Source organism: Azospirillum rugosum (genome assembly GCF_017876155.1).
Taxonomy (GTDB): domain Bacteria; phylum Pseudomonadota; class Alphaproteobacteria; order Azospirillales; family Azospirillaceae; genus Azospirillum; species Azospirillum rugosum.
The window spans coordinates 130009-146956 of sequence record NZ_JAGINP010000012.1 but is presented as its reverse complement, the minus strand read 5'-3'; the positions used below and the strand labels follow the sequence as shown (position 1 = coordinate 146956).

At 69.0% G+C, this 16948-nt stretch carries 12 protein-coding genes; 5 read left to right on the top strand and 7 right to left on the bottom strand.

Translation table 11 applies throughout. The annotated features are described in order from the left end of the window. Positions 1 to 165 precede the first annotated feature (165 nt). The 4 genes from J2851_RS17535 (at position 166) to J2851_RS17520 (ending at position 6159) form a co-directional block, all read left to right on the top strand. A complete protein-coding gene (locus J2851_RS17535; protein ID WP_209767678.1) occupies positions 166 to 1392 on the top strand; it encodes an efflux RND transporter periplasmic adaptor subunit in 1227 nt (408 codons plus the stop codon). Beyond that, positions 1389 to 4499 (top strand): multidrug efflux RND transporter permease subunit, encoded by a 3111-nt coding sequence (locus J2851_RS17530; RefSeq protein ID WP_209767677.1) that lies wholly within the window; start codon positions 1389 to 1391, stop codon positions 4497 to 4499. The genes J2851_RS17535 and J2851_RS17530 overlap by 4 nt, the downstream gene beginning before the upstream one ends. Positions 4500 to 4518: 19 nt before the next feature. Next, positions 4519 to 4995: a GFA family protein gene (locus J2851_RS17525; RefSeq protein WP_209767676.1), complete on the top strand. Its 477-nt coding sequence runs from the start codon at positions 4519 to 4521 to the stop codon at positions 4993 to 4995. Positions 4996 to 5079: 84 nt separating this feature from the next. Further along, positions 5080 to 6159 (top strand): hypothetical protein, encoded by a 1080-nt coding sequence (locus tag J2851_RS17520; protein ID WP_246500733.1) that lies wholly within the window; start codon positions 5080 to 5082, stop codon positions 6157 to 6159. A 55-nt stretch (positions 6160 to 6214) separates the two neighbouring features. On the opposite strand, the gene J2851_RS17515 is transcribed toward J2851_RS17520, so the two are convergent. The 5 genes from J2851_RS17515 to J2851_RS17495 all read right to left on the bottom strand — a co-directional run bounded on the left by J2851_RS17515 (position 6215) and on the right by J2851_RS17495 (position 13717). Further along, positions 6215 to 7786 carry a methyl-accepting chemotaxis protein gene (locus J2851_RS17515; protein WP_209767675.1) on the bottom strand — a complete coding sequence of 524 codons (1572 nt, stop codon included), beginning with the start codon at positions 7784 to 7786 and terminating at the stop codon, positions 6215 to 6217. Positions 7787 to 7973: 187 nt separating this feature from the next. Beyond that, positions 7974 to 8510 (bottom strand): histidine phosphatase family protein, encoded by a 537-nt coding sequence (locus tag J2851_RS17510; RefSeq protein ID WP_209767674.1) that lies wholly within the window; start codon positions 8508 to 8510, stop codon positions 7974 to 7976. 79 nt (positions 8511 to 8589) lie between these two features. Beyond that, on the bottom strand, positions 8590 to 11316 hold the full coding sequence (locus tag J2851_RS17505) for a GAF domain-containing hybrid sensor histidine kinase/response regulator (RefSeq protein WP_209767673.1): 2727 nt from the start codon (positions 11314 to 11316) through the stop codon (positions 8590 to 8592). After that, positions 11313 to 12449: an alpha/beta fold hydrolase gene (locus tag J2851_RS17500; RefSeq protein WP_209767672.1), complete on the bottom strand. Its 1137-nt coding sequence runs from the start codon at positions 12447 to 12449 to the stop codon at positions 11313 to 11315. Before J2851_RS17500 ends, J2851_RS17505 begins: the two co-directional genes overlap by 4 nt. Then, complete coding sequence (locus J2851_RS17495) at positions 12446 to 13717, bottom strand: MFS transporter (RefSeq protein ID WP_209767671.1); 1272 nt, start codon at positions 13715 to 13717, stop codon at positions 12446 to 12448. Before J2851_RS17495 ends, J2851_RS17500 begins: the two co-directional genes overlap by 4 nt. A gap of 215 nt (positions 13718 to 13932) precedes the next feature. Between J2851_RS17495 and J2851_RS17490 the strand changes: the two genes are divergently transcribed. Then, a complete protein-coding gene (locus tag J2851_RS17490; RefSeq protein WP_209767670.1) occupies positions 13933 to 14886 on the top strand; it encodes an ABC transporter substrate binding protein in 954 nt (317 codons plus the stop codon). 60 nt (positions 14887 to 14946) lie between these two features. Here J2851_RS17490 and J2851_RS17485 read toward each other — a convergent pair whose 3' ends face one another. Together J2851_RS17485 and J2851_RS17480 are read right to left on the bottom strand one after the other, a co-directional pair. After that, positions 14947 to 15720: a hypothetical protein gene (locus tag J2851_RS17485; RefSeq protein ID WP_209767669.1), complete on the bottom strand. Its 774-nt coding sequence runs from the start codon at positions 15718 to 15720 to the stop codon at positions 14947 to 14949. A gap of 56 nt (positions 15721 to 15776) precedes the next feature. Further along, entirely contained in the window at positions 15777 to 16691 is a 915-nt protein-coding gene (locus J2851_RS17480; protein ID WP_209767668.1) for an alpha/beta hydrolase, read from the bottom strand. Positions 16692 to 16948: the final 257 nt, after the last annotated feature.

Below are 16948 nucleotides of genomic sequence, written 5' to 3'. Positions count from 1 at the left end.
AGATTTCATGTTCCGGTTAGCCCGGGGTCACGGTCGAACGATGATTCTGACCCTGGCCGATCTTCGGACCGACCCAACGAACAGTCCCGGCCCCCGGCAAACAGCGGGCACGGCCACCGGGTTGGAAGAGCCCTCCGCTTTGACCTTTTGCGGGAAAGCCTGCTCATGGACCGAACGACGACATGGACGGCGCCGGACAAGCCCCGACGCGGCAGGCTTGTGGTCGGCGTCATCCTCGCGATTCTCCTGCTGGCCGGCGGCTGGTACGTGGTCGGCGCCCGCGGCGCTGGTGGACCTTCCAAGGCGCAGGTGCCCGCGCAGCCCCCGCCCGTTCCCGTCACCGTCGCCGCCGTCGCGCGGCAGGAGGTGCCGCTCTGGCTGCCGGGTATCGGGTCGGTGCAGGCCCTCAACACGGTGACCGTCCGCTCCCGCGTCGATGGCGAGTTGCAGAAGATCTTCTTCACCGAGGGGCAGGAGGTGAAGGTCGGCGACCCACTGGCGCAGATCGACCCGCGCCCCTTCCAGGCGACGCTCGACCAGGCCACCGCCAAGAAGGCGCAGGACGAGGCCATGCTCGCCAACGCGCAGCGCGACCTCGCCCGCTACGAGACGCTGGCGCAACGCGACTTCTCCTCCCGCCAGCAAGGAGACACCCAGCGCGCCCAGGTGGCCCAGCTTGAGGCGCAGATCAAGGGCGACCAGGCGACCATCGACAACGCGCAGGTCCAGCTCGGCTACACAATGATCCGCTCGCCGGTGGACGGGCGGGTCGGCTTCCGCAACGTCGACGCCGGCAACATCGTGCACGCCAACGACACGTCCGGAATCGTCACCGTCACGCAGACGCACCCCATCAACGTCGTCTTCACCCTGCCGGAAGACCAGCTCCACAGCGTCGTCCGGGCGATGGCGCGCGGTCCGCTGACCGTGTCCGTCAACAGCCGCGACAATCGGGAGCATCTGGCCGACGGCGTGCTGAAGCTGGTGGACAATCAGGTCGACCAGACGACCGGCACCATCCGGCTGAAGGCGGAGTTCCCCAACATCGACAACGCGCTCTGGCCCGGCGAGTTCGTTCAGGTCCGACTGCTGCTGCGCACCGACAAGGGGGTGTTGACCGTTCCCCCGAACGCCGTGCAACGCGGCCCAAACGGACTGTACGTCTACGTCATCAAGCCCGACGACACGGCGGAGGTGCGGACCGTCCAGCCCGACCGGCTGGGAGAGCGGGAGGCGGTGATCAGCGGCGGCCTTCAGGAGGGTGAGCGGGTCGTCGTCTCCGGCCAGCTCAAGATCCAGCCGGGGATGCGGGTCGAGGCGCGGACGACGGACGGGAAGGCCCCGGCCCCGTTATCGGCGTCCAAGCCGGTGACGGAGGCGGCGGCGCCATGAACATTTCCGCCCCCTTCATCCGCCGCCCGATCGCCACCGCGCTGCTGATGGTCGGGCTGCTGCTGGCCGGCGTGGCGGCCTACCCCTTCCTGCCCGTGGCGCCGCTGCCGCAGGTGGATTTCCCGACCATCCAGGTCTCCGCCTCGCTGCCCGGCGCCAGCCCGGAAACCATGGCCTCCACCGTCGCGCAGCCGCTGGAACGCCAGTTCGGGCAAATCGCCGACGTCACGCAGATGACTTCCACCAGCGTGCTCGGCAACACGCAGGTGACGGTCCAGTTCGACCTCGGCCGCAACATCGATGGCGCGGCGCAGGACGTGCAGACCGCCATCAACGCCGCCGGCGGCCAGCTGCCGAAGAACTTGCCGAGCCCCCCGACCTACCGCAAGGTCAACCCGGCCGACAGTCCCATCCTGATCCTGGCGGTGCATTCCGACGTGCTGCCGATCACCCAAGTGGATGAATACGCCGACACCATGCTGGCGCAGCAGATCAGCCAGATCAGCGGTGTGTCGCAGGTGACCATCGGCGGGGAGCAGAAGCCGGCCGTGCGCATCCAGGTGGACCCGGCCAAGATCGCCGGCATGGGCCTGTCGCTGGAGGATCTGCGCGGCGTCATGGTGAACGCCACGGTCAACGGCGCCAAGGGCAGCATCGACGGGCCGGACCGCAGCTTCACCATCTACGACAACGACCAGATCACGGCGGCGGAGCCGTGGAACGACGTCATCGTCGCCTATCGCAACGGCGCGCCCGTGCGCATCCGCGACATCGGCCAGGCGGTGGAGGGGCCGGAGAACGCGAAGGTCGCCGGCTGGCAGAACGGCCGGCGCGGCGTTCTGCTGATCGTCTTCAAACAGCCGGGCGCCAACGTGATCGACACGGTCGACCGCATCAAGGCGGAACTGCCGCGCCTGACCGCCTCCATCCCGCCGTCGGTCCACACGGAGATCATGTCGGACCGCACCCAGACCATCCGCGCCTCGGTGGAGGATGTGCAGTTCACGCTGCTGCTGACCATCGCGCTGGTGGTGATGGTCATCTTCCTGTTCCTACGCAACGTGCCCGCGACCATCATCCCCAGCATCACGGTTCCGCTGTCGCTCGCGGCAACGTTGGGGCTGATGTATGTCTGCGGCTACAGCCTGGACAACCTGTCGCTGATGGCGCTGACCATCGCGGTCGGCTTTGTCGTCGACGACGCCATCGTGATGATCGAGAACATCCACCGCCACATCGAGGACGGCGTGCCGCCCTTCAAGGCGGCCCTGCAGGGCGCGGGGGAGATCGGCTTCACCATCGTGTCCATCAGCCTGTCGTTGATCGCCGTCTTCATCCCGCTGCTGCTGATGGGCGGCATCGTCGGCCGCCTGTTCCGCGAATTCGCGGTCACCGTGACCATGACCATCGCGGTCTCGGCCATCGTCTCGCTGACTCTGACCCCGATGATGGGTGCGCGGCTGCTGAAGGACGAGCACGAGACCCGGCACGGCGCCCTCTACCGCGTGGTGGAGCGGGGGTTCGACGGGCTGCTGGCCGCCTACCGTGCCGGACTCGACATCGTGCTGCGGCACAACGTCGCCACGCTGCTCCTCTTCGTCGCCACGGTGGCGGCGACGGGATGGCTGTTCGTGCACATTCCCAAAGGCTTCTTCCCGCAGCAGGACACCGGCCTGATCGTTGGCCAGTCGGAAGGCCCGCAGGACATCTCCTTCGCGGCGATGAGCCGGTTGCAGGAACAGCTGGGCACCATCATCGGCAAGGATCCGGCGGTGGCGACCTGGGTCGGTTTCGTCGGGTCGGGCAACGGGCAGTCGGTCAACACCGGGCGCTTCTTCATCACGCTGAAGCCGCGCAACGAGCGAACGGCCAGCGCCGACGAGGTGATCAACCGCCTGCGCCCGCAGGTGGCGAAGCTGGAGGGCGCACGGCTCTACCTCCAGGCGTCGCAGGACGTCCGCGTCGGCGGCCGCGCCTCGCGCGCTCAGTACCAGTATACGCTCCAGGACGCGAACCTGGACGAGCTGAACGAATGGGCGCCCAAGGTGCTGGAGCGGCTGGGCACGTTGCGGGAATTGCGCGACCTGTCGTCGGACCAGCAGACCAAGGCGACCACCGCCACCCTGACCATCGACCGCGACCAGGCCTCCCGCTTCGGCATCCAGCCGCAGCTGATCGACGACACGCTGTACGACGCCTTCGGCCAGCGGCAGATCGCCCAATACTTCACCCAGACCAACAGCTATCACGTCATCCTGGAGGTAACGCCGGAGCTTCAGGGCCTGCCGAGCACGCTGGAGCGGATCTACGTGCGGTCCCCCACCACCGGGCAGCAGGTGCCGCTGTCCACGCTGGTGAAGATCTCCACCCGGCCGATCACCTACCTGTCGATCAACCACCAGGGCCAGTTCCCGGCCATCACCCTGTCCTTCAACCTGTCCCCGAACGTCTCGTTGGGGCAGGCGACGCAGGCGATCGACAACGCCATGCGGGAGATCGGCGCGCCGGCGGCGCTGATCGGGTCCTTCCAGGGCACGGCGCAGGCCTTCCAGGACTCGCTGGGCAGCGTGCCCTACCTGATCCTGGCGGCGCTGGTCGTCGTCTACATCATCCTCGGCGTCCTCTATGAAAGCGTCATCCACCCGCTGACCATCCTGTCCACCCTGCCCTCGGCCGGGCTGGGCGCGCTCGCCACGCTGTGGCTGGGCGGGTTCGGCTTCGACGTGATCGGGCTGATCGGCTTGATCCTGCTGATCGGCATCGTGAAGAAGAACGGCATCATGCTGGTGGACTTCGCCATCGTGGCGGAGCGGGAGCGCGGCATGTCGCCGCGCGACGCGATCCGGGAGGCCTGCCTGCTGCGCTTCCGCCCCATCCTGATGACCACCATGGCGGCCATGCTGGGCGGCGTGCCGCTGATGCTGGGTACGGGAACAGGGTCGGAGCTGCGGCAGCCGCTGGGCTACGCCATGGTCGGCGGGCTGCTGGTGTCGCAGCTGATGACGCTCTACACCACCCCCGTGATCTATCTGGCCTTCGACCGGTTGACCCGCCGTCGCCACCATGAACCGGCCAAGGCGCCCGGTACGGTGGAGGCCAGTTCGTAGACTCAAGGGGGAAAGACCCATGCACCTGGACGGTTCCTGCCACTGCGGCGCGGTGCGCTTCTCGGTGGAGGCCGACGCGCCCGTGCCGTTCCTGCGCTGCCACTGCTCCATCTGCCGCAAGACGGCGGGCGGGGGCGGCTACGCCATCAACCTCGGCGCCCGGGCCGACACGCTGAAGGTCGAGGGGGAGGAGCACATCAGCGTCTTCCACGCGACCGTCGATGGCGAGAAGAGCCCGGCCGAGCGCCGCTTCTGCGGGCGCTGCGGCTCGGCCCTCTGGCTGTGGGACCCGCGCTGGCCCGAGTTGCTCCACCCCTTCGCGAGCGTCATCGACACCCCCCTGCCCGTGCCGCCGGAGCAGGTGCACATGATGCTGGGCTCCAAGGCCAACTGGGTGCGATCGGAGGTGCGGCCGGGCGAGGCGACCTTCGACGAATACCCCGACCAGTCGCTGGAGGAGTGGCACCGCGCCCATGGACTGCTCGACAAGGCGTGACGAGGGGCGTGACGAGGGGCGTGACGAGGGGCGTGACGCGGGATCCCGCCCCCATGTAAGGTGCCGGCGGAAGGAGCCTGTTTTATGCCGCCCGAGTCCCCAAAGTCCGAGTTTCCGCAGCCTGAATCCCCGTCCGCCGATCCGATCCTGAAGCTGGGCGACTGGAACCGCCCCGCGGCCATGCCAGACGGCCTCGCCGCCGAGGTCGCCGGCTGGCGCTTCGTCCTGAAAAGCCCGGCCGCGCCCAGCTTCTACTCGAAGCCCGGAACGCCCTGGGCCAGCCCGCCGGAGGGATGCCTGCGCGCGGCCGACCAGTGGAACCTTTTCCCGACCGACCAACCCGTCGAGAACGGCACACACTGGACCATCGCCCGCTTCGATGGCGGAGTCTGGCGCGTGGAGCGCAGCGTTGCGGCCAACCGGCCCGCCGCGGTCCGCGACCTGCTGGCGGTTCGGGCGGAGCGCCTGCTGGCGTCACGCCGCTGGACGCGCAACGACCTGGACCTCTTGCAGATTCTTCATGACGGCGGCGTCTTCGCAGCCGGCGACCTGCTGGCCGGTGACGAGGCCCGCGCGCGGTCCCTGCGCTCGCTGAAGGCCCTGCGGCTGGCCTTCGAGGTGACCGAAGGTGAGACGACCGAGCTTCCCGACGCGATTCGGTCCGTCCTGCACGCCGGGGTCGGACCGGCACTGTGGATGGATGAGGACGGCAAGGCCGTCGCCGCGGAGATCCTGGACTGGCACGTCCGAAAGCAGACGCGGACGGCGGCCCGCACCAGCCGCGGCGCCCAGGCGAAGGAGCGCGGCGAAACGGTGAAGCAGTCGGTCGCCGACAGCGTGCAGCGCGTGTTTCCCGGCATTCCCAAGGAGGCCGCCGCCGCGGCCGCGGCGCGTCTGGCGCCGAGCGTCGACAAGCTCGGCCGGATGCCCGCGATGCAGGCCATCGTGGACGCCGTGGCGGAAACCCGGCTGGAGCGCTGGCGGCAGGCCGTCGCCTCGGAGCCTGAAGTGGCCAAGCGGATGCTGGAGATGCAGATGCGCGGCGACGCCGGGCGGGCGCGCAAGCGCTACCGCGACCAGCGGGCGGCCGACCGGGTGGAGGCCGAATTGCGCGACTGGCGCGGCACGCTCGGCCCGGTGACCACCCGGCGCCTGGGCGGCTGACAAACCCACAGCTGGCGGGCGGCCCTGACAGGCCGCTCACCAACCGTACACCGCGTCAACCTTGCTTCAGCTTGTCGATGAAGTGGTCGACCTGCGTTTGCACGCCGTGGAAGCTCGCCTCCAGGCTGCGGATGCCGGAATGCAGGCGGGCGACCGACTCGTCGTTGCGTTCCGCCGACTGGGCGACCCCTTCGATGTTCTCGCGCAGCCGCTCGGTGCCGTGGGCGGCCTGCTGCACGGCCCGGCTGATCTCCACGGTCGCGGAGTTCTGCTGCTCCACCGCGGCGGCGATGGAGGCACTGATCTCGTTGAGCGTGGTCACCACCTTGGTGATCTGGTCGATTTCGCTGGCGGCGCCGTTCGACGAGGTCTGGATGGCGCCGATCAGGGTGGAGATTTCCTCGGTCGCCTTGGCCGTCTGCCCGGCGAGGTTCTTGACCTCTGTCGCGACCACGGCGAATCCCTTGCCGGCTTCGCCCGCGCGGGCGGCTTCGATGGTGGCGTTCAGCGCCAGCAGGTTGGTCTGGCCGGCGATGGAGGAGATCAGGGTCAGGACGTCGCCGATCTTCGCGCTGTCCCCGACCAGCTTCTTCATCCGGTTCACCGTCTCGTCGATGCGGCGGTTGGCGCTGTCCGACGCGGCGTACGAGGCCTGCGCCTGGGTCGAGATCTCGCGGATCGACGCCGCCAGCTCCTCCACGGCCGACGCGACGGTCTCCACGCTGGCCGTCACTTCCTCGGCGGCGCTCGCCACGGTGCGGCTCAGGTTGGCGTTGTCGCCGGCGCTGTCGGCGACCGCGCCGATGGCCGCGCTCATCTCCACCGCCGTGCTGTTGACCGCGGACAGCAGGTGACCGACCTCGGCGTCGAAGTTGTCGGCGACCGACGCCAGGGCCTTGCGCCGCTGCTGTTCCGATTCTTCGCGGATCCGGATCTGGTCGGCTTCCAGGCGCAGCTTGGCCAGGGCGTTCTCGCGGAAGGTCTGCACCGAGGCGGCCATGCGCCCGACCTCGTCCTGCCGGTGGAGCGCCGGGACCACCACGTCGGTCCGCCCCGCCGCCAGTTCGTCCATGATCGCGGTCATCGTGACGATGGGCCGCGTCACGCCGCGCACGATCATGTACAGCACCCCGCACACCAGCAGCAGGGCCAGGGCGCCGATGCCCGCGATCATCATCGTTTCGGCCCACAGGGCTTCATAGGCCCGGTCCGCGGTCAGGCGGACCTCGATCGTGCCGATCTGCTCCTTCTTGCTGCCGGAACCGTAGAGGACGGGGGCCGACGCGGAGATCACCTTCGCGGTCGCGTCCGGATCGGCGGCCTTGCCATGCGTGGCGAAGACCCGCCCGTTCTTGGCCGTGATCGTGCTGCCCAGATAGTCGGGGTCGGACGCCAGCGCCGACAGCAGGTTGGTCCCGGCCCCGGTGTCCATTCCCCACAGGGCTTCCCCGGCGCCGCCGACGAGGACGGTCGTCATCATCTGCGCGCGGCTGGACAACGACTCGCGGACCGAGGTCATGTTCATGTACGCCACGCCCGCGATCGCCGCCACAGCGATCGCCGCGAGCAGCACGGCAATCGGCATCAGGACGCGAACCGTCAGGCTTCGGCTCATGAAGGTCGGCATGGCAGTTTTCCTTCCGCTGGCACAACACGTCCTCGCGTGCGAGAACGACCGATATCTCACCAACCATTAAACGGTCATATTACGAATAAGGGTAGCGGATAAAGCGTCTCAGATAAACATGACTCGTCTGCGTCATGCGCTGTTTACCCGGATTATAACCCTCGGTTGTCGCGTATCCGGCCGCGTGCTACGCAACCGTCGATGGAAAGCGGAACCGCAGCACCGCGGCGTTCCCCATGGGCGGGTGCTCGTCGCCCAGGATCAGCCCCAGCATGCGCCCCACCCCCTTGCTGCCGACCAGAAGCGGCAGGCGGTGGCCGCGGCCCGCGATGTCGTCCAGGGTGCGGCGGATCCGCTCACGGAACTCCTCCTCGCCCTCGCCGCCGGGGGGCGTCGCCTTCGCGTCGATGAGGGGCTGGGTTTCCGGGATTCCCATCCCGTTCCACGCACCGAGTCGGCGCTCGATCAGCCCGTCGTGGAGATGGAGGGGAACGTCGCCCAACACCGAAAGCACGATCTCCGCCGTACGACGCGTGCGGATCAAGGGGCTGGCGATGACCGCGTCGATGCGGTCGGGGCCGTCGGCCAGGAGCCGGGCGGTGTCGTGCGCCTGGCGCTCCCCGGCCTCGGTCAGGGGGATGTCGACGTCACCGCCGCACCGGACCTTGCGCCGGTTGTAGTCCGTTTCGCCATGGCGCATGAACAGGAAGCACCGATCGTCCACCGCAGATCTCCCGGCCGCGCGCAGTGATGGGGTTCAGGGCCGGGCCGGAGGCGGCGCGGCTTGCCGCCGGCCGGCCTCGTCAAAAGGCGGCGACGAAGGCGTCGACCGCGTCCCAAGCCTGGGCAAGCGCCGGCGACGAGGCGTCGATGGCGGCCCAATCCGCCGATCCCGCCGCCTTTTCGATGGTCAGGCACACCGCGGCCAGGGCCGACGCCCGCACCATGCCCGACGCGCCCTTCAGGGCGTGGGCGTGGCTCCGCACCGCGTCGGCGGACTGCCGGGCCTCCATCGCCGCGCGCAACTGCGCGTAGACCGGCGCGCTCGCCTGAAGATAGCGGTTGAGCAGGCCACGGATCGCGTCCCGGTCGTCCCCCAGCAGGTCGCGGAAGCCGCGGACGTCGATGGCGGCGCCTTCGCCCCGCGGAGGTTCCGGCGGCGGGGGAGAGGGCGGAAACGCGTTCTCCTCCTCGTCATCATCGTCATCGGCCGCCGCGGACGCGTCCGCCAGCGGTATCCACCGCGCGAGGCACTGGCCGAGGCGCGCCGTGTCCACCGGCTTGGTCAGACAGTCGTCCATGCCGACCGCCATGCACCGCTCCACCTCGCCGGCGAAGGCGTTGGCGGTGATGCCGACGATGGGCAGACGGCCGGTGCCCTGCCCGCGCGCGACCTCCCGCGCGCGGATGGCGCGGGTCAGCTCCAGCCCGTCCATCTCCGGCATGTCCCAGTCTGTGAGCAGCAGGACATAGTCCCGGCGCTCCAGCGCCTCGAAAGCCTCCCGCCCGTCGTTCACGGTGTCGGCGGTACAGCCCAGCTGCTGAAGCTGGCGCGCGATCACCTCGCGGTTGATCGGATGGTCGTCGGCGACCAGGATCGGCCCGTCCGGGGCCAGCTTCGGCAGCGCATCGCCCCAGGGCGCGGCGGAGCCGGTTCCCCGCGCACCGGTTTCGGCGCCCTTCTCCGCGACCGGAAGCGTCAGTTCGATCCAGAAGGCGCTGCCCCGGCCGGGTTCGCTGTCCACGCCGATGCGCCCGCCCATCAGATGGACCAGCATGCGGCAGATCGACAATCCGAGCCCGGTGCCGCCGAACCGGCGCGCGGTCGACTGTTCCGCCTGCACGAAGGGCTGGAACAGGCGATCCACCTGTTCCCGCGTCAGCCCGATGCCCGTGTCGCTCACCGTGATGCGCAGGACCGCCTGTCCATCGCCGTCACCATCGCCAGGGGGCAGCGCCCGCGCGTCCAGCGTGATCCGCCCCTCGCCCGTGAACTTGATCGCGTTGTTGGCGAAGTTCAGGAGAATTTGCCGCAGCCGCATCGGATCGCCGACCAGCCAGGGCGGAATCGCCGGGTCCACGGTCCCCGTCAGGGTCAGCCCCTTCTTCTGGGCGGTCGAGCCCAGCGTGGCGACGACGCCGTCCACCACCTCCCGCAGCCGCATGGGCACGAGGTCGAGGTCGAGCTTCCCGGCCTCGATCTTCGAGAAGTCGAGGATGTCGTTGATGATGCGCATCAGCGACAGGGAGCTTTCGCGGATCACCGCGACCGACCGTTCCTGGTCCGCGTCGAGCCGGCTGCGCCCCAGGATTTCCAGCATGCCGAGCACGCCGTTCATCGGCGTCCGGATTTCGTGGCTCATCGTCGCCAGGAAATCCGACTTGGCCTGGGTCGCGGCCTCCGCTTGGTCCTTGGCCTGGCGCAGGCGCTGCTCGCTGTCGTGCAGGGCCTGGACCGCGCGGTTGCGCTCCTGCCCGATGGCGACGAGCGCCACGAAGGTGGTCGCCGCCTCGATGAAGTTCACCTCGTCGTCGGACCAAGGCCGCGGCAGGCGGCGGTGCTCGCAGCGCAGCAGGGCGAGCGGGCGCCCTTCCACCTTGACGCAGAGATGCACCAGCGACATCACGCCGGCCGGGCGGAGCACCGTTTCCAGCAGTTCGCCCAGCCGGATGTCCTCCGCCACGTCGTTGGCGACCAGCGACCGTTCGCGGATCAGGGTCTGCAGGTACAGCGGGAAGCGCGCGATCGGGAAAGGCTCGGCGTTCCAGGCGCGCACGCCATGGCCGGCGACGGGCGTGGCCTCCAGCCCCTCCGAGGTTTCGGACAGCGTCCAGACGGCGACGCGGTCGACGTTCAGCGTGAAGGCGATGATGAGGGCGATGTCCCGCAGCGCCTGGTCGAAATCGGAACCGCGGACCGATTCGAGCCGCGCGATGTCGTGCAGCGCCATGGTCTGCCGCAGCAGCCGCTGGCGGTGGTCGCGCAGCGCCTGCTCCGTGCGGGCGTGCCCCTGGGTTTCATCCGCCTGCCGCTGCTGGATGTCCTGCAGGGTCCGCCCTGTGGCGTCCAGCCTCTCCGCGCAGGACTGAAGCTCCGCGCGCAGGCTCCGCACCTCCGCGCCGGCGCGTTCCGCCGTCCGGGCGACCGCGCGCAGGACCGCCGAGGCTTCCACCAGCTGGAGGTGCCCGCCGGCGTGGGCGACGACGACGGGGTCGAGCAGGCGCTCGGGCGGCCGCGCCAGGATCCGCTCGGCCGCCGTCCCGATGGCGTCGGCGGCATTGAGCCGGAGCGGTTCCGTGTCCAGGGCTCCGCCGCGCGCGCGCAGGCCGGTGAAGGCGCCGCCGCGGGTCAGGATCAGGCCGGGAAGCGCCGGGTTGGACGCGAACAGCGCCTGGACGACCGCCTCGGGCGTGTCGGCTTCGACCGACAGATGGTGGCCCGGCAGTTCGGCGAGGGTGGCGGCCGGCGTCCCGGCATCGTGCATGGGCGCCGGACCGTCGAGCACCGCCGCGGCGCCGTCCCCGCTCATCGTCCGGAAACCGGAGCCGGCTTCGCCGGTGCCGGTGCCGGTGCCGCGCCGAACAGGTGGCGCGGCGTCGCCGGCGGATTCAGGCTGGTGAAGTGCGACTCCGGCCCCTCGCCCAAAAGCCAGCTGCGCAGGAAATGGATCTGGTTCGCGTCGCTCAGCGCCGGGGTGTGGCCGGTCTCAGGCACATGCATGGCCGTCACGCCCGGCTTCGCGATCATCTCGTCCACCGTGTCGGGCAGCAGCGCGTCGGACAGCATGCCGTGGATCACCAGGACCGGCATGTCGATGCCCGCCCACTCCTCCCACTGGGTCAGGCTGTCCTGCGCCTCCTCGGCGTAGGCCTGGAGCGCCCGCGGGTCGTGGCGGTAGATGCGTCCGCCATGCCCGTCCGACCATTGGGTCTGGTAGTAGGTGTTGTGCAGCAGCTCGTCCTCGGTCACCGGCCCCTCGTTCTTGGCGGAGGCGCCCAGGCGGCGGAACAGGTCGGCGGGCCGGCGGAAGATGTAGTGGCGCGCCACAGCCTGGGCGCGGCGGCGCCGCCGCTCCGCCGGGATGTAGGGGCCGATGTCGTTCAGGATCAGCTTGTCGATGACGCCCGGATGCTCCGCGCAGAAGGCGATCGCCGAGCTGCCGCCCAGCGACGAGCCGATGATGCTCGCGCGTTCGTAGTCGAGGTGCGTGATCAATTGCCGCAGCACCTCCACGTTCGTGGCGATGCTGTAGTCGCCTTGGGTCGGCATCCAGCCGCTCATGCCGCGGCCGGGCCAATCCAGGCAGACGACGTGGAAGTCGTCGCACAGGCCGAGCGCCATGTAGTCCCAGCGCCGCGCCGTGTTGGCGATGCCGCCGACGCAGATCACCAGCGGACCGTCGGGATCGCCCCAATCGGTGTAGGCCATGCGCACCTCGGTCGGCTTGACCTGGTGCGACGGCCAGTGGCCCTGGAGCCGCGTGGGGTGCACGTAGTTGAAGAAGCGCTGCTCGAAGCGCCCCTCGAACGGCTCCGCGGTACGGCGGACCATGATCTCGTATTCTTCCCAGGTCATGGCGTCGCCCCACGACCACAGGGACGGGCCGTCGGCGCCCTGCGGACCGGCGGGGACCACCGGCAGAGTGTCTGGTAACCCGGTCATCGAATGATCTCCGGCTTGGCGGGCGAAGGCCCGTACACTGTAAGTGCGATGGTCAGGGCGACTGCGGCGGCGGCGGCCAGCACGGCCAGCGCGATCAGAGCGGCGTCGCCGCCCGGCCCGGACGCGGCCCCGGGCCCGGCGAGCTTGGTCGCCAGCAGCGGGCCGACGAACAGGCCGAGCCGTTCGAAGACGCGGAACAGCCCCAGCACGGGCGTCCGCCCGAACCGCTCCATCTCGCCCGGGGTGACGCGGAACAGAACGGTCACCTGCGGCGCCATGCCGAGCGCCTGCGCGGTTCCCAGCAGCGCCACCGCCGCGACCACGGGAACCAGCCCGTCGATTCCCAGGCTGCCGGCGGCCGGAACGGTCGCCATGGCCGCCGCGGACAGCGCAAGGCCGATGATGGTGAACAGGAAGGGCCGCCCGCTGCGGTCGATCAGCCGTGACCAGGGTGGTGCGGTCAGGGCCATGGTCAGCGCGTAAAGCGTCAGCACCCAGCCTGTCTCGACCGCGCTCATCCCCAGGTCGTGCAGGCGCAACGGCACCAGGCAATAGAGGAAGGCCGCGATCAGCAGCCGCGACGGCACCGCTCCCAACAGCACCAAAGACACGAAGGCCGGGTTGCGCAGCAGTTCGCGCACCCGGAAGGGCTGCGGGGCGGTGGCCTCCCGGTGGGCCGGCAGGGCCATGGCCGCCAGGGCCGCCAGGGCGGCGGCGGCGGCGGCGGCCAGGAAGGCCGCCATGGGACCGGCGGCGACCGCCAGCGCGCCCCCCGCCATCGTGCCGGCGATGGTGCCCGCGAAGAAGAACCCGAGATAGGTGCCCGACGCGCGCGTCCGGGCGCCCGCCCCCACCAGCCGCAGCAGCCCGTCCTGGACCAGGATCATCGTGACTCCGGCCCCGAATCCGCCGAGGCCGCGCCACAGCGTCAGCATCGGCACGTTCGCCGCCAGCCCCGACAGCGCGAGCGCCAGCGCGGTGAGCAGAAGCGCCCCGACCAGCAGAACGCGGTGGTCCCGCCCCCGCTCCCACCGGCCGGCGGTCAGCTGGGCCGCGGCCACCATCAGCCAGTAGGCGGCCGTGGGCAGGCCGGCGGCCATGTCCGCGGGCAGGCCGGGGGTGGCCGGCTGCAACGCCCGGGCGAAGACCGGGAGGAAGGCGTTGGACGAGGAGTCCGCCGCGGTCGCGAGAAAGAACGACGCGCACAAAAGCCAGCGGATTCGCCGGCCGTCGTCGGCGCCGGATTGTGGTCTGGCCTCTTCCATCATGACCAATGCTGTGGTGCGCAGGTTGTCTTGCGGGAGGACGCCTCGGAAATGCGGGTTGTGAAACCACGCGCGCCACCGCTGCCGGTGGAGCGATTAAAGTGCATCGCGGGCTTGTATGTCAACGGGCATAAACCGATTGCTCGCCGCACGCGAACCAAATATGGTGTCGGCACGAATGGCGGCAGTGTTTGTGTTACAACCTTTGGAGACGCGCGATGAAGGCGAAGATCCTTTCCGCTCTGCTTGCAAGTGCCATGGCCGTGCTTCCCCTTTCGGGCACGATGGCTCAGCAGGCGAACAATTCCGTTCTGATGGTTCTGTGGAAAGGACAGACGGAAGCCGAGAAGGCCTTCAAGGCCAGGTTGGCCGAACTGGGCGTCTCGGTCACCTACAAGGAGGTCAACGCGGACCAGGACCGCGCGAAGCTCGCCAACGAACTGCGCGCGATCGAGGGTGACATCTCGAAGAAGGCCTTCAACGGCGTCTACAGCTACGGCACCGTGGCGACTCAGGTCACGACCGGCTTCACCCTGGATGCGACGCCCGTCGTCTTCAACATCGTCTTCGACCCCGTCGCGGCCAAGCTGGTGAAGTCCAAGGACCAGCCGGGCGTGAACGTGACCGGCGTGACCAACGGCGTTCCCATCGCGACGCAGTTCGACGCCTTCACCAAGCTGAAGCCGATCAAGAAGCTGCTGGTCATCTTCAACGCGCGCGAGCCGAATTCGAACTTCATCGAAAAGGAAGTCGCCGCCTGGGCGGAGAAGAACGGCGTCGCCATGGTCTCCCGCCGCGTCGCGCCGGACAACAACTCGCTGGCCGAAGTGCTGGACGAGGTGGCGAGCGGCAAGATCGAGGTCGACACCACCTACTCCGGTGCCGACAACTATCTCGCCTCGGTGGCCAAGGAGATCAACGCGAAGATCGGCAACAACGTGACGCTGTACGGCGGCACGCAGACCTATGTCTGGGCCGGCTGGCTGGCCGCCTACACGCCGCAGGTCGCCGACATGGGAATCGCCGCGGCCGAGCAGATGGCCAAGGTCCTGAAGGGCGAAAGCGCCGCGACCCTGCCGGTCGTTCTGCCGCAGCCCAAGCTGTTCGTGTCCAAGTCCGCCGCCGCCAGGCAATCGGTGACGCCCCCGGCCGACGCCGTGCTGGAGAACTGACCGGCAACCAGCCGACCAGCCGCCCGGCGAACCGGGCGGTTGGTCGGCGGTGGCGTCCGGTCAGCGGTGGATGTAGTAGAGCAGCAGGTCGCGCCGAAGATTGTCGATCTGGATCGGCTTCACGCCGTGGAAGGAATCGTCGGTCTTCACGAACATGAACAGCGAGTTCGGCCGATAGGGCATGGTCCAGACCGGATCGAAGCCCTCGAAGTCGTGATGGGGCCCGCCCCAGCAGCGCATGTCCCGGTGCTTCGGCCAGTACAAGGTCGTGCCGCACTCGACGTAGCGCTCGTCCTCCGGCAGATAGAACAGCAGGGTCAGCAGGTTCTTCGGGTCGGAGGTGTGGATCTTCACGCCATCCGACGTGCCGTCGCGCACCAGGATCATGTCGCGGCGCGGCGGTTCCGTCAGCACCGCGCCTTCGCGGTCCAGGCGATCCTGCACGTCCGCGGCGTGCCGCCCCATCAGCACCTCGGCGAATTCCGCGTTCAGCACCTCCTCGAACAGCCCGGTCCAGAATCGCGCGACGCGCGCCGGCACGCGAGACAGGTGGTCCTCGTTCAGCAGGAAGCCGGCCCGCATCTCGTAATCGCCCTTCGCCACCTTGCCCGTCTTGGCCAGCGGGGTGTAGGCGCCCTGCTCCGGCATGCAGCGCCGCAGTTCGGCGTAGAAGTCGTCGGGGAAGACGTTCTCGATCATCAGGTGCTTGTGCGGCCAGGGACGCACCGGGCTGTTCATGATCTGATAGAGCGCGTGCATCCGCGCGCGGACGAAGAATTCCGCGGTCAAATCATCGGCGTTGTTCAAATCGACGGGTGCCGGATTGGCGGGCATGGGCGTTGCTTCCACGGTTGTTGTTGGGGTTGTTGTCGGGGTTGTCGTTGGGACGGTCAGTTTGCCGGGGCGGGCAGGCCTTCCGCCTTGGCCGGAGCCCGGAGGTAGGGCAGCGCGTATTCGAGCGCGTCGCCGATGGTCTGGTTCCACACCCGCCATTCATGGTCGCCGTCGACGATGCGGAACCGCACGGCGTCCGGTTGCAGGCGGAACAGCTCGCGGTGCAGGACCGCAGCGTGGTAGGCGATCTCGAAACGGTCGCGATCCCCGCTGTTGAGGTAGAGCGGGATGCGCAGGGGCTGGGCGCGGTACCCGTCGATCAGAGCCGGCCAGTTCAGCCGCGTCCACATCTCCTCGTCGAAGCGGCCGTCCTTGAGGAAGGGCGGGTCCTTCCAGATGGAGGAGTTCGGCGGCGGCATCGGGCTGTAGATTGCCGGGCTCAGCGCGATTCCGGCCGCGAACAGGTCCGGCCGGGTGAAGGCGAGGCGGATCGTCGCATGGGCGCCGGCCGACAGGCCGCCGAACGCGCGCCCGGTGCGGTCGGCGTAGACGTGGAACCGGCGCTCGACCTCGGGCAGCAGTTCCTTCAGCAGCACGGTTTCCGACTTGCCGGCGTGGCCGTCCACCCACCACATGGCGCGGTGGCCGGGCATGACCACCACGGTCGCCGGCACCTTGCGGCCGGCGATCAGCCGGTCGAGCGTCGCGGCGACTCCGCCCTTGTCCAGCCAGTCCCGCTCGTTGCCGGCGGAACCGTGCAGAAGGTACAGGACGGGGTAGGTCGTCCCGTCGTCGCCGTAGCCGTCGGGCAGGTAGACGGTGTAGCGGTATTCGGCCCCAAGCGTGGTCGAGGCCAGGCTCAACTCCCGCACCGTTCCGGCCGAGGCCGGGCCCGGCATGGCGGTGGCCATCGCCGCGAGCGTCGCGAACAGGGTCAAGGTCGCCCGGATGATCGTTGCAAAGCTGGTCATGTGGATTCTGCGCCTCCCGATGGTGCCGTCCGGCAGCTTACAATCGGAACGATAGCGCTTGTACGTTTTTCAAGGTTTATGCACGCACAGTTGCCATGCGCTCAGCTGTCGAGAGTGTCAAATTTGTCGATTGCTCGCAATGAGAATCTAGCCTAGAATACATGCCTCTGAAATCGCGTCACGAGCTTCGGTTGGTCATACAATCGTGCTCTTTGCCCACTGGCTCACGCACGCGACGAGAAATCCGCTGAAAAACT